Below are 13557 nucleotides of genomic sequence, written 5' to 3'. Positions count from 1 at the left end.
ATTCACAGCTTATTTATATATTAATTTCTTAATTTATATTTAAAATATTAATATTATTTTTTATTATAATTTATCTGTATTTTATCTATAAGTTCTTTAGATAAATGAGCCTTATAAGATTTTACATAACTTTTAAAAACGCCATTATTTTTTCCAAATTCTTCAATTGTAATATATCCTTCTGGATAAATTCTTATAAAATCAAAATATCCATTTTTTAAACCGTCTTTATTTTTTTCACCATAGTCTGGTAGTATTAAATAGTAACTTTTATTATCTGTAAACTTAATATATCTTATTTTTTCCATATTTCTTATATTCTCTACTTCTTGTCCATATAATTGTTTATAAATGCCTTCTATAATTTCCTTTTCTTTAACTTCCTTATACTTCCCTTTAAAAGTATCATTATTCTTTCCTTCCTTCTTCACTATAGCTATTTTATTAGGTTTCTTTAAATCTTTCAGATATACTACTTCTTTACTATCATAAATACTTAAAAAAGAAATAATAAATATTCCTATCCATATTATAGGTTTTAGAAATTCTTTCCAGCTTATATTAAAAGTTTTTTTCCCTTCTATATCGTTGTATCCTTCAATATAAACACACATTAATATTAAAAGAATAAAAGAGGCTATAAAAAAATAAAAATCCAATTCTATATTTAAATCCCTAGATATAAATACTCTATATGAGGATATTATAAATACTATACTAATTATGGATTGAAAAAATAAAATATTTTTCCCCCTTTTTCCAAAAGGTTCTTCTTTTAATTTATCTATAAAGGGTTTAAAAAATATAGAAACTAAAAATAAAAATATACTAACTAAGTAAGTAATGAATTTATCAGGTTTAATTATCCTATCTAAAAATATAATAAAAAGTGATACTATTAGTAAAATTAACAACAATTTATCAATATATTTCACAATTTTATTTTTGTTCATATCTTCCTCCAAGATCCATTATAATCCTTATTTTATTTGTCACCTTTATATAGTTCTAGTATAATTATTACATAAATTGTGACTATGTTGCAAATTACCATATACAAATTTACTATAAATAATATAAAATACATATGTAACAAATAAAACTTAAAGGAGGTATTTGGTAATATGATTTGTCCAAGTTGTGGTCATACTCTAAATACTGAAGATACATTTTGTCCTCATTGTAAAAATAAAATATGTTTTGATAGTATAGATACAGAAAAAACTTTATTAATGCATAAAATAGTTGAAAAAGAAATCCCTAGTGAATCCTCATCTAGTATTATAAAAGGCGAGATATTTCCTAAGGATTTAGATAATAAAAATAATAATTTTATAAAGAATGAAAATTCCCCTGGAAAAAATACATCTATTTTTCTTTTTCCTATAATATCAGCTTTAGCCGCTTGCAGTATAGTAATCCTTACCTATGGATATGAATATTATATCAATGAAAAAATACTTTCCATGCAAAAACAAGGAGAAGCTTTGGCCATTTCTGGAGACATAAATAAATCCTTTCCAATAATAGAAGAAGCTTCAAAAAAGAGACCTAATTATGAAGCTTTAAAAATTGATTTAGACTTTTTAGATAAAGGAAAAAATATTGAAACTACATTAAAAAAAGTAGATAAGCTTAAAGAAGATAATAAATTTAATGAAGCTATAAACATATTGGATTCCCTTGAAAAAAGTCTATATAATTCTACGGGACCATTCTTTTCTAGTTTAAAAAATAAGATATTAAACAAAAAAAATGCTCTTATGCTTATAGATGCTAAAAATGATATAAAAAATAGAAAAACTGTACTAGAATTAATTCCTCTTTATAATAAAGTTGCAGCAATTGGAGGAGAAGAAGGAAAAAAGCTTTTACAAGAATTAAAAAAGCAAATTTCAACTATTGCCTATAACGATGCTAATGAGTACTTAAAAAAGAAAAATTTCAAATCTGCCATTGATGAAATTACTAGAGCATTACAATATGACAAAAATAATAGTAAACTTGTTTCTCTAGCTAGTACAATAAAAGAACAAAAAAACAAATTTGAACTGGAAGAGCAAAAGAGACTAGAGCAAGCAATTGCCTCAGCAGTTGAAGAAGAAAATAAAAATCAAACTCAATCTGTTAAGGTATTAAGCAATGATCTTAGTATAAATGAAAATGGCGATTTAGTTATTGAGGGTGAAATAGAAAATATAGGAACAAAACCTATTTACTCCATAGAAATATTTTATAATATATATAATGCCAAAGGCGACATAATAATTTCAAATTCTACCTTTGTTTATCCAAATTATTTATATCCTAAAGACAAGGGTAAGTTTGAATATACTCATTATGGAGTAAAAAAAGGTAGTAAAATTAAAATACTTAAGTCCACTTGGTTTGTTGATTGAAGGAGGGTATAGCTATGAAAATTAATAAAATCACCTTATCTGCTATAGTTTCTACTTTATTTGTTTCTTTTGGGATATTTGGTTCATATATAATACATAAAAACATGAAATACTCATCTTTAGCTATTACTTCTTCTTTAGGTACCTTGGAAGATTTAAAGTCTATAGATAAAAAAGATAAAAATCTTATGGATATAATAAGCGAAAGCCAAAAATTAATAGTTTCTGTATATGCCAATACAGAGCAAGGGCTAAGTCAAGGTTCAGGTTTTTTATATAATAGTGATGGAGATATCATTACCAACGCTCATGTAGTAGGCGATGCCTTAGATGTACGGATTAGAATGGCTGATACAACAATATATAGCGGTACTGTTATAGGCAAATCTATTAATACAGATTTAGCATTAATAAGAGTTCCTGCTCTAAAAGGAAAAGCCCCTTTAAAAATAGCAAAAAACTATAAGGCCACCATAGGAACAGAAGTTATTGCTATCGGAAGTCCATTAGGCCTTGAAAATACTATAACTACTGGCATAATAAATGATCTAGATAGAGACTTTGTTATAAATAACTTTAAATATAAAAATATGTATCAAATAACTGCTCCCATAGATAACGGAAGTAGTGGCGGTCCTCTACTTGACAAAAAAACTGGAGAAGTTATTGGAATTAATTCAGCAAAAGCTGAAGGAGCTTCTTTAGGCTTTAGTATTCCTATTATTCAAGTTCTACAAGATGTAGAATCTTGGTCAAAAAACCCTGCTGCTCCAGTAACAACTGATATTACACCTAAATATAAATATGATGATATAGAAGATAAAGAAGTTTCTTCTGAATATCTAGTAAAATACTTTTATGATTGCATAAATTCCAACGATTATATAGCTGCATACGCATTACTAGGTAGTAAATGGCAATCAAAAAAAGACTATAATAGTTTTAGACGAGATTTTTTATCTATAAGAAATGTTAAAATAATCAGCTTAGATTCTAACACTAATAAAGATAACTCTATAACCATCAAAGGCATTATAAACGCTAAAGATCCTAATGAATTTAATAAATATAAAATAACCTATACAATAGATTATGAAAATAATGTATTAAAAATACTAAAAGGAACTATGGAAAAATCCAAATAAATTTATTCTTAGCTTCATATGTAATAGAGTAAAAACTATTATATATATCATTTAATACTTCTTTAATCGCCTTAAAAGCTTTTATAGAAGTATTATTTTTTTATTGACTTCTTATTATATCTGTTCTATTATATATATAACAAATATAACACATTTTAAAAAGTATAGATTCTGTATTCTTTTTCTTTACTCTAAAAACAGGAGGTGTTTTAATAGTGCTGTTAAAAATAGACTTTGAAAGTGATATTCCAATATATGTGCAAATAAAAAATGGAATACTACAAGGATTAGCTAAAGGAGAACTGTCACCCGGGCAAAATCTTCCTTCAGTTAGACAATTAGCAGAAGATATAGGTATAAATATGCATACTGTAAACAAAGCCTATAATCTTTTAAAAAATGATGGCTTTCTTACAATAGATCGAAGAAAAGGAGCCATTATAAATGATAAAATTTCTTCTCCAACAGAGGAATACAAATCTTTCTTAGAGGAGAATTTAAAATCTACCATTGCGGAAGCTTTATGTAAGGGTATTTCAGAAGAAGAATTTTTAATATCATGCAAAAATATATTTAAAATATATCAGGAGGGAACTAAAAAATGACAGGACAAATTTATTATATTTTATACAATGTTATAGTTTTATTAATTATATTTTTTCTTCAACTATTCATGCCCAAACTCACTAGAAAAGAAATATTTTTCGGAGTTAGAATACCTGAAAAAGAATTAGATAATATAAAATTAAAAAATATAGAAAGTTCTTATATAAAAATTTGTTTAATTTTGGGGATACCTTATATAATTCTTCTGACCTATTTAATGTATACCTATATAGAAAATCCCCTTATATTTATATTAGGAATGATTCTGTACCTGCTTATTAACTTCGTAATTTACTTCTCCATCCACAATAAAGTAAAAAATATTAAAAGCTATTATGGCTGGGATAAAGGAAAACAACAGGTGGTTATTATAGATACAAATTTTACTATGAATAAAAATAAAAATGTTCTTGTATCTCAACTATGGTTCTTAATTCCTCTTACTTTAATAATATTAAATATAATTATAGGTTATAATGTATATCCAAACTTACCTGAAAAACTTCCTATTCACTGGAATTTTGCTGGGGAAATAGATAGATACACAATCAAATCTCCTAAAATAATATATCAATTCCCTTTAATTCAGTTTTTCATGTTAATAGTTTTGTACTTTTCATATAAAAGTATTGGTTGGTCAAAGCAACAGATATCTTCATCAAATCCTGAGGAATCTTTAGAGAAAAACAGAATTTTTAGAAGGCTTTGGTCTGGATATATGGTATTTATATCTATAATGATGCAACTTATTTTTACATTGGCTAATATGACTACACTTTTAGTAATTAAAATTAGTGCATCTATTATTATGCTGTCAATACTAATACCAACTACCTTAATACTAATAGTATCCATTATACTTTCCATAAAAACAGGGCAAGGTGGTAGCAGAATAAAATTAAAAAATGGAACTGGATTCAATACAATAATTACAGAAAGAAATGATGACAAGTATTGGAAACTAGGAAGCTTTTATGTAAATAAAGATGATCCTGCTATATTTGTAGAAAAAAGATTTGGAATCGGATGGACAATTAATTTTGGTAGAATCGAAGGAATTCTTATTTTTGTAGCTTTAATTGCTTCTATTATATTAATACCACTTATTTTAAAATAAGTTCAATCTGCTAATATTAACTGTAATTTTGTTTTAGTTTAATATTTTATAATTTCATTAAAGGATAATAAGTATTCTTGTGGAATATACATTAAGTATTCACTCCTTTATGTTTAAGTGTTTTACTTTGTCACTTAATATATTTAGCATTCAGGAGTGAATCTCATTTTTAAATTTGTAAAATATCAGTAAATTCAATAGCTATAAAATATGGAATTTACTCAATTATCAATTATCAATCACCATACTTATATGCTGATTACATTTTGAACATTGATTTTTTCTAATTAATACTTCTGTAAAATAGCCTTCCCTCTTTACTAATAGCTCTCCACATTTAGGACAATAAGTATTGTTATCAATTCCTGGTAAGTTACCTATATATACATAGTTTAAATATTTCTCTCCTATTTCTCTAGCTCTTATTAATCTTTCCGCCGGCGTAGCTTCTTCTTTAAATTTATAAGTAGGATAGTATCTTGAAAAATGTAGTGGTATATCTTTATTCACAGATGCTATCCACTTACATAACTCTTTTACTTCTTCCTCAGAATCATTATATCCATTTATTAATAAAGTAGTAATTTCTACATGACAATAATCTGCTGCAATTTTAATATTATTTAATACAGTTTCTATATTTCCTAAACACACTTTTTTATAAAATTCCTCATTAAAAGCTTTTAAATCTATGTTAAATGCAGATATATATGGAAGTAATGTTTTTAAAGCTTTAGTAGAAATATACCCATTACTTATCATAATCAAATCTAACTTTTTATTTTTTGAAGCATTACATACATCCCTTATATATTCATACCATATAGAAGGCTCATTATAAGTAAAAGCTATTCCTATATTATTTTCTATGTGTTCTGCTAATTCTATAAGATTTTGTGGAGATACATATTCACTTTTATACTTATATTGGGATATAGTATAGTTCTGGCAAAAACCGCATTTAAAATTACAACCAAAACTTCCTACAGATAAAATATTACTACCAGGTTTGAAATGATATAATGGCTTTTTTTCTATAGGATCCACTACCATAGAAGTAACTTCCCCATAATTTATAGTATAAAGCTTATCTTCCTTTCTCTTTCTCCCCTTACACATTCCCATTTGTCCTAATGAAAGTTTACAATTATGTGGGCAAAGTTCGCATAAAATCTTATCTTCCTGTAAATTTTTATAAAAAGCTGCCTCTTTATCCATGAAAATATTACCCCCTTCTAAAAAGTTGCCATGCAATTTTTTAGTGGTGCCTAATTACTTGAAATCTTTCTATAGTATATTTTTCATTATGACCTATACCTGCTTTTCTAAGGGATATATCTAATTGTTCTTCTATAGTATCTACTCCATCTAAATCAGGTAGTAATAATCCTGTTTTAAAACCATTTCTTACTATTACTCCATATTTTTTAGGATTTAAATCTTGCTTTTCGCACTTTTCTCCAGGCATAATTTCATCTACAGAATAAGTAAGACACTCCAATTCCTCTCTTCTTACTGGAATAAATCTAGGATCCATGCTACCTGCCTCTACAGCATTCCTTATGATTTCCTTAGCTATATTATCTGTAGTAGGTGCAATAGTACCAATACAGCCTCTTAGCACTCCATCTTTTTTTAAGGAAACAAAAACTCCTCTTTTCTCTCTAAGCATTTTTTCATCTATATATGAAGGCACTTCTATATATTCACCAGTATTTATAAAACCTTCTAAGGATTCCCTAGCAAGCTTTACATATATACTCTCTTCTTCTCTTATTCTTTTTATTTTATCTTTTTTTCTTTTCTCTATTTTATCTATAACATTTTCTTTAATAGATTCTTCATCAACATTAAATTTCATTACTCCATAACCAATACCAAAGGGCCCCTCATAGGATAAGGTATTCCCTAAAAATTTCTTTCCATCAATAGTTCCAAGTAAAATATAAAAAGACCTCAATCCACATTCCCCTGCTGCTTCCGTTAAGCCTTTATCTAAACCAAATATTTCCTCAACCTGTCCTCTCTCCAATAAAGTTAATATCTTCTCATCAAAAACCTTGCCCTCTTTCATATATCCATAAGGTCCTTCATGACTTAATTTATGAGATAAATCTCCTGATGCAATAACCACCACATTAAAATTAGACTTCTCAACTACTTCTTTTATAATTTTACCAAACCTATATAGCTCTGTGTCATAAAGTAATCCATAAGTTATATGTACTAATTTATATTGAATATAATTCTTATTTATAAAATATAACGGTACTATAGCTCCATGGTCTAGTCCTTCTTCTATATCATATAATTCTTCCCTTTTTTTATCTATTAAAATAGTGTTTATATCTTCTGCTTGAGCTTTTATAAATATGTCTTCTGTAAGAGATTCATTTCCCTTTAATCTAATTTTAACTTCATTTACTCCAAAATTTTCCAAACTACCTATAAATTCATTCTCATTTTTAATTGCTATAGCATCTTCAAATATTGGTCCATGCGGAGTAATAATAATTATAGTATCAGGCTTAAGTTTTTCTATCTCTTCTGATACCTTACAACAGGCATCTATAGTTTTTTTAGCTTTTTGCTCTTCCCCTTTTCCTATTTCTGGTATAATAATAGGTGGATGAGGCATTATATAATATCCTAAAATCCTTCCCATAACAAACGTCACCTCATAAAATAAATTTATCCTTTAATATTATTAATAATAATTCCATACAATATGCATACTTTCAATAAACTTATAAAAATTTTAATATTATTTTTTGTTAAAAATATGCTATAATTGTTATATAATAAATATTTTTGTATTAAATTGTGGTAAATGGGTATTTTATCTTTAACAAAAAAGGAGGAATATTATGCAAATTGGATTTATTATCTCTCTTATATTTGCTATCTTAATAGCAATTTTTGCCATACAAAATTCAGCTATTATTTCTGTTAATTTTCTTTTTACAAAAATAGAAATTTCTCAAGCTCTTATAATATTTATTTCTGTTATTTTAGGTGCAGTAATAGTAATGCTTCTAGGTTTAAAAAGAGAATATAATTTAAAACGTAGTAATAAACTTTTAAATAAAAAAATTGAAGATATAGAAAAAGAAAATTCTAATCTTTTAAAAGAAAATACTAAACTAAAAGAAGAAATAAATAATATTGAAAAAGTTGAATCTTCTTTTAAAGAATCTGCTGTAGATATTAATAATATTTCTTCTTATAACAAAGAATAAAATTTTTATTCTATTTGTAAATCTGTATAAAAATTATACTCTATAAAAAAGCTTTGCATTTTTTATAAAATATGTAAAGCTTTTTATTTATAATATTCTCTTAAAATCAAATTAATTTTTTCAACTATTTCTTATAAAAAAACATTTTTATGCTATAATTATTTAGAAAATTCCATAATAAAAGTAGGTGTTATAGTTTTGAAAATACGAAATAAAGTTTTCATAATAATGGTTACAGTTTTATTACTTTTAATTAGCGTAGCTTGTAGTATCACTCATAAATATTTAAAATCAAATCTAAAAAAAACAGAAATTTCATATATTAATAGTAAATTAGAAATAAATCATAATATAATACGGGACTCTCTTGATAGCTTAACCATACTTAACAAAGATTGGTCTGCTTGGGATGCTACTTTAAATTTTGTAAAATTTAAAGATGAAAATTATATTAAGAACAACCTAAACGATTCTACTTTTAATGATTTAAAAATAAATTTATTTATAGTATTAGATAAATTAAATAATATAAAATATATTAAATACTATAATAACCTCTCCCCAAATAGCACTAATAAACCTCCAAAAGAATTAACAGACTACATAAATAAAAATATAGAACTACTTTGTAATCATAAAACTATAAATAGTTCTATTAATGGCATTATTTCTGTTGGAGGTAAACCGGTTCTTTTTTCTTCTGCACCTATAACCAACAGCACTTATAACTCTCCTATAAGTGGTACATTAATTGTAGGTAAATATATAGACAATTCATTTGTAAATAAAATTAAAACTATCACTGGCTGTAATATAACAATAAATTTAATAAAAAACATTAAAGATAATGGAACATATTTAAATATTGATGGAATAGATTTTCATTATATCAGCGAAGGCAATTATAAAAATGTGGTTTCTCCTATAGATAATAATAACATATGTGGATATACATTTATAAAAGGAATAGATAATCGTCCATTATTTCTCTTAAATTTAACTACAGATAGAGATTCTTATAATCAAGGAGTAAAATCTTTAAAATTTTTTATTTTTTTATTCTGCTTATATATATTAATTTTGTTTTGGGTTTGTAATATACTTATTAAAATGTTTATAATATCACCTATAGAAAGTATAGGTAAACAAATCAAAAGTATTGATCTTAAAAACTTAAAACTAAATAAGATTAAAATTAAAAGCAAAGATGAACTTGGAGAATTATCTTTAAATATTAATAACATGTTAGAAAATATATTAGAAAATAACAAAATTATATATGAAAACGAAAGACAATTATCTATAGTTATGGAAGGCGCCAATGCAGGATTTTGGGACTGGAATATAGAAAAGGGTACATTAAATCTTAGTACCATGTTTTTTAATATATTAGGATATAAAAATAACGATATATCTCCAACTATTAAATGTTTAGCTAAGATAATACATAAAGAAGACTTAAAATATTTTTTAAATATATTAAATGAAAACCTAAGGGGAGTTAGAAATTCAGTAACAATTGAGCATAGAGTTCTTACTAATTATGGAAATTACAAATGGATATTTACTCAAGGCAATGTGGTAGAATACGATTCCCACGGTGCTCCTAAAAGGATGACTGGTATAATTACAGATATAGATGATAAAAAACGCTCAGAAGAACAACTTCGCTATCTAACCTATTATGATAAATTAACTGGAGTTTTTAACCGTGGTTACTATGAATATATTTTAGATAAAATAAATCAAAATAAGAACTACCCAATTACTATAATAATCGGTGATATAAACGGCTTAAAAATTACAAATGATACATTTGGACACGAAGCTGGGGACAAGCTTCTTATGGAAGCTGCTAATATATTAAAGGAATGCGGTGGAAAAGATTCTTGGGTTTGCCGTTGGGGTGGTGATGAATTTGCTATAATAATAAAAGAAGCTGATGAATTTATTGGAGAATATATATGTAAAAAAATTAAAGCTGTATGTAAAACAAAAACACTAAACTCAATAAGAGTAAATATAGCATTAGGCTATGCTACAAAATATAATGATTCTGAAGATATATCTCAAATTATAAAAGAAGCTGAAGATAAAATGTATCGAAATAAACTTTTAGAAGATCAAAGTGCACGAAATAGTATAATTACATCCTTAACAAAAAGTCTTTGGGAAAAAAGTCATGAAACTGAAGAGCACACTTTAAGAATATATAATCTTTGTGAAAAAGTAGGTAAAAAATTAAAGTTATCATCTTCTCAATTAGATGAACTTTATACTCTGGCTAAGCTCCATGATATTGGTAAAATTGCAATTCCTGATGAAATACTTAATAAGCCAGATAAGCTTACAGAGGAAGAATGGTCTATTATGAAAACCCATACTGAAATAGGCTATAGAATTGCCTGTTCTTCTCAAGAGCTGAGTCATATTGCTTATAAAATACTTACCCATCATGAACAATATAATGGATGTGGATATCCAAAAGGACTTAAAGGAGATAAAATACCTTTACTATCGCGATTGCTGTCTATAGTAGATTCCTTTGATGTAATGACTCATGATAGACCTTATAAAAAAGCAATTTCCAAAGAGGAGGCTATAAAAGAACTTATAAGATGTTCAGGAACTCAATTTGATCCTAATTTACTCAACATATGCATTGATATATTTAAAGAACTATAAACTATATTAAAAAGAGTCTAGCTTATATGCAAGACTCTTTTTATATTACCTTCTTAGCGTTATTATAAATTTACATCCTTTATTTGTATCACTTTCTAACTCTATTTTTCCTTCATGCTTTTCTATTATAGTTTTTGTTATAGCAAGCCCTAATCCTGTTCCTCCACTTCTGGAATTTCTTGAAGTATCAACTCTAACAAAAGGATTAAATATATCTTGTTTTAAGTTCTTTGGTATCCCTATTCCATCATCCTCAACTATTAGTAAAATATTTTCTTTTAAGTCCTCTATAGATATTTTAAGCTTGGTTTTATTAGGATTATATTTGATACTATTTATTATTAAATTACTTATAGCCCTATACATACTTTTACAATCTATTAATACATTTATGCTTCTGTCCGGTATTGAAAATCTATACTCTATATTTTTTTCCTCCATAGCTGGTATATATATGGCTATAACTTCTCTTACAAATTCACAAATATCTATTCTTTTTAATTCTAGATTAAAATCTAAACTTTCAAATTTTGAAAGCTCAAATAAATCAGTAATAAGATCATTCACTCTTATACTATTATTCTCTATAATAGATAAATATTTATCCTTTTCATCCTCATGCAGTTCTTTATTTTTTATAAGTAAATCTGAATATCCCCTAATGCTAGCTAAAGGATTTTTTAAGTCATGGGATATATCCATTATAAGCCTTCTTCTAGCCTCTTCACTTTTCTCTTTTAGCGTTCTTTCTTCCTCTATTTTTTTTGCCATAAAATTAAAAGCATCTCTTAACTGTCCAAATTCATTTTTTGACTTAAGGTCTATTCTAACTGAATAATCTCCCTTTGATATACTTTTAACCCCCATCATAAGTTTTTTTAAAGGTATAGTTAAATTTCTAGAGGTTATTTTAGTATAAATTATCATAATTAAAATAAATATAACTAAATAGGACACTACAGATATTCTAAAAAAAGTTCTTACTCCTATTTTAGGCTTTCTTATAAAATCATTAAAATAATTATCATTCGGAAGATATACAATGAGAGTAAAATCCTTCCTAGCATTATAAGCTACATTATATATATATTCCTCACTGCTAAAAATTTCATTATTTGAATTAATAATCATACGGTAAAACTCTTCTTTAGTATACTTATTCCTATTTACTTTAGGAATCCCTCTAGTATGTATTATCTTATAGTCTTTATTTACTATTTCTACCCATCCTTTAACCTTTAATATCTCTTCCACATCAATTTCCTTGTAGTCATCTTTCACAATATTTTCAGCTACAAGCTTGGAATTTTCTGCACTTATTAAAGTATTTATAGGCAAATATAATGTTACCCACATAGCTACAGTTCCGAAGAAAAAAACTACAAAAACTAAAAACATTATTAAACCTGATATAACATAATTTCTTAAAAGTAAATTTGATATTTTTTTATTATTATTCATTCTCTATCTTCTCCAGCTTATACCCTATTCCTCTTATAGTTTTTAAATATTTAGGCTCTTTAGGATTATCCTCTATTTTATCTCTTATATGACTTATATGAACCATTATAGTATTATCATCTTCATAATAAGGTTCTCCCCATACCCTTTCATATATTTGTTTTTTAGTATGGACTTTTCCTATATTTTCCATAAACAATTCTAGTATTTTATATTCTTTTGCATTTAATTCTACCTCTTTTTCATCTTTATAAAAAACACAACTTTCTTTATTTAACTTTAATGATCCATTAATTAAATCTCCACCACTTTGTAAACCTGAATATTTATAAGTCCTTCTTAAAAGTGCCTGCATTCTTGCTATAAATTCCATAGTACTAAAAGGCTTGACTATATAATCATCTGCTCCAAGTCCTAATCCTAAAATTTTATCTACATCTTCTGCCCTTGCAGTTAAAAACATTATCGGAACTTCACTATGTTCCCTTATTCTCTTAAGTACTTTAAACCCATCCATTTTTGGCATCATAATATCTAATATAACTAAATCTATATGTTTCTCATTAAATACTTTTAAAGCTTTTACGCCATCTTCTGCTTGAAAAACATCAAATCCCTCTTTAATTAAATGCAATTCTAAAAGTTCTCTTATATCTTGTTCGTCCTCAGCAATTAGTATATTCATCTTTGCTCCTCCTATTAAAAATTACAAAGTAATTTTTTATACATTCTATCTATTTACATATTATAACATAGTAATGCTTATTTCTCATATTTAAATTATATTATTATTCTTAAATTGTTACCAAATTGTAACTATATTTTATTAAATTCGTAACCCTGTCAAAGGAAAATTCTAGTATATTATAAGCATAAACTAAAAAAACTTATAGTTTTTATATAAA

General features: G+C 25.9%; 11 protein-coding genes. 6 read left to right on the top strand and 5 right to left on the bottom strand.

Translation table 11 applies throughout. The features are described from left to right. Positions 1-53: 53 nt before the first annotated feature. The gene (locus tag J2Z24_RS11380; RefSeq protein WP_035144089.1) at positions 54-953 is read right to left on the bottom strand and encodes a hypothetical protein; all 900 of its coding nucleotides are present in this window, start codon (positions 951-953) and stop codon (positions 54-56) included. A 171-nt stretch (positions 954-1124) separates the two neighbouring features. Here J2Z24_RS11380 and J2Z24_RS11375 point away from each other — a divergent pair, with 171 nt between their 5' ends. From J2Z24_RS11375 to J2Z24_RS11360, 4 genes are all read left to right on the top strand, one after another. Next, entirely contained in the window at positions 1125-2399 is a 1275-nt protein-coding gene (locus tag J2Z24_RS11375; RefSeq protein WP_035144091.1) for an FxLYD domain-containing protein, read from the top strand. A gap of 14 nt (positions 2400-2413) precedes the next feature. After that, the gene (locus J2Z24_RS11370; RefSeq protein ID WP_035144093.1) at positions 2414-3544 is read left to right on the top strand and encodes a S1C family serine protease; all 1131 of its coding nucleotides are present in this window, start codon (positions 2414-2416) and stop codon (positions 3542-3544) included. 215 nt (positions 3545-3759) lie between these two features. After that, positions 3760-4149: a GntR family transcriptional regulator gene (locus tag J2Z24_RS11365; RefSeq protein ID WP_035144094.1), complete on the top strand. Its 390-nt coding sequence runs from the start codon at positions 3760-3762 to the stop codon at positions 4147-4149. Then, complete coding sequence (locus J2Z24_RS11360) at positions 4146-5267, top strand: DUF1648 domain-containing protein (protein WP_035144097.1); 1122 nt, start codon at positions 4146-4148, stop codon at positions 5265-5267. Before J2Z24_RS11365 ends, J2Z24_RS11360 begins: the two co-directional genes overlap by 4 nt. 228 nt (positions 5268-5495) lie before the next feature. Here the strand turns inward: J2Z24_RS11360 and amrS are convergent, their stop codons facing one another. Both amrS and amrA read right to left on the bottom strand, forming a co-directional pair. Next, entirely contained in the window at positions 5496-6485 is a 990-nt protein-coding gene (gene amrS / locus J2Z24_RS11355; protein ID WP_035144099.1) for an AmmeMemoRadiSam system radical SAM enzyme, read from the bottom strand. 40 nt (positions 6486-6525) lie between these two features. Further along, positions 6526-7932 (bottom strand): AmmeMemoRadiSam system protein A, encoded by a 1407-nt coding sequence (gene amrA / locus J2Z24_RS11350; protein ID WP_035144101.1) that lies wholly within the window; start codon positions 7930-7932, stop codon positions 6526-6528. A 202-nt stretch (positions 7933-8134) separates the two neighbouring features. On the opposite strand from amrA, the gene J2Z24_RS11345 reads away from it, so the two are divergent. Both J2Z24_RS11345 and J2Z24_RS11340 read left to right on the top strand, forming a co-directional pair. Then, positions 8135-8506, top strand: coding sequence for a LapA family protein (locus tag J2Z24_RS11345; protein WP_035144104.1), 372 nt, complete (start codon positions 8135-8137; stop codon positions 8504-8506). 198 nt (positions 8507-8704) lie between these two features. Next, positions 8705-11191 carry an HD domain-containing phosphohydrolase gene (locus tag J2Z24_RS11340; RefSeq protein WP_051593064.1) on the top strand — a complete coding sequence of 829 codons (2487 nt, stop codon included), beginning with the start codon at positions 8705-8707 and terminating at the stop codon, positions 11189-11191. 45 nt (positions 11192-11236) lie between these two features. Here J2Z24_RS11340 and J2Z24_RS11335 read toward each other — a convergent pair whose 3' ends face one another. Beyond that, positions 11237-12652: a HAMP domain-containing sensor histidine kinase gene (locus J2Z24_RS11335; protein ID WP_035144106.1), complete on the bottom strand. Its 1416-nt coding sequence runs from the start codon at positions 12650-12652 to the stop codon at positions 11237-11239. Continuing rightward, a complete protein-coding gene (locus J2Z24_RS11330; protein ID WP_035144108.1) occupies positions 12645-13337 on the bottom strand; it encodes a response regulator transcription factor in 693 nt (230 codons plus the stop codon). Before J2Z24_RS11330 ends, J2Z24_RS11335 begins: the two co-directional genes overlap by 8 nt. Positions 13338-13557: the final 220 nt, after the last annotated feature.

This window comes from Clostridium tetanomorphum (assembly GCF_017873215.1).
GTDB lineage: Bacteria > Bacillota > Clostridia > Clostridiales > Clostridiaceae > Clostridium_AO > Clostridium_AO tetanomorphum.
Note: the sequence above shows the minus strand (reverse complement) of the source record. Positions and strands in the feature narration are given on the sequence as shown.

Excerpts from the sequence above, each read along its gene's own strand:
- J2Z24_RS11380 (WP_035144089.1), bottom strand. The coding sequence starts at position 953 with ATGAACAAAAATAAAATTGTGAAATATATTGATAAATTGTTGTTAATT.
- J2Z24_RS11375 (WP_035144091.1), top strand. The coding sequence starts at position 1,125 with ATGATTTGTCCAAGTTGTGGTCATACTCTAAATACTGAAGATACATTT.
- J2Z24_RS11370 (WP_035144093.1), top strand. The coding sequence starts at position 2,414 with ATGAAAATTAATAAAATCACCTTATCTGCTATAGTTTCTACTTTATTT.
- J2Z24_RS11360 (WP_035144097.1), top strand. The coding sequence starts at position 4,146 with ATGACAGGACAAATTTATTATATTTTATACAATGTTATAGTTTTATTA.
- amrS (WP_035144099.1), bottom strand. The coding sequence starts at position 6,485 with ATGGATAAAGAGGCAGCTTTTTATAAAAATTTACAGGAAGATAAGATT.
- amrA (WP_035144101.1), bottom strand. The coding sequence starts at position 7,932 with ATGGGAAGGATTTTAGGATATTATATAATGCCTCATCCACCTATTATT.
- J2Z24_RS11345 (WP_035144104.1), top strand. The coding sequence starts at position 8,135 with ATGCAAATTGGATTTATTATCTCTCTTATATTTGCTATCTTAATAGCA.
- J2Z24_RS11335 (WP_035144106.1), bottom strand. The coding sequence starts at position 12,652 with ATGAATAATAATAAAAAAATATCAAATTTACTTTTAAGAAATTATGTT.
- J2Z24_RS11330 (WP_035144108.1), bottom strand. The coding sequence starts at position 13,337 with ATGAATATACTAATTGCTGAGGACGAACAAGATATAAGAGAACTTTTA.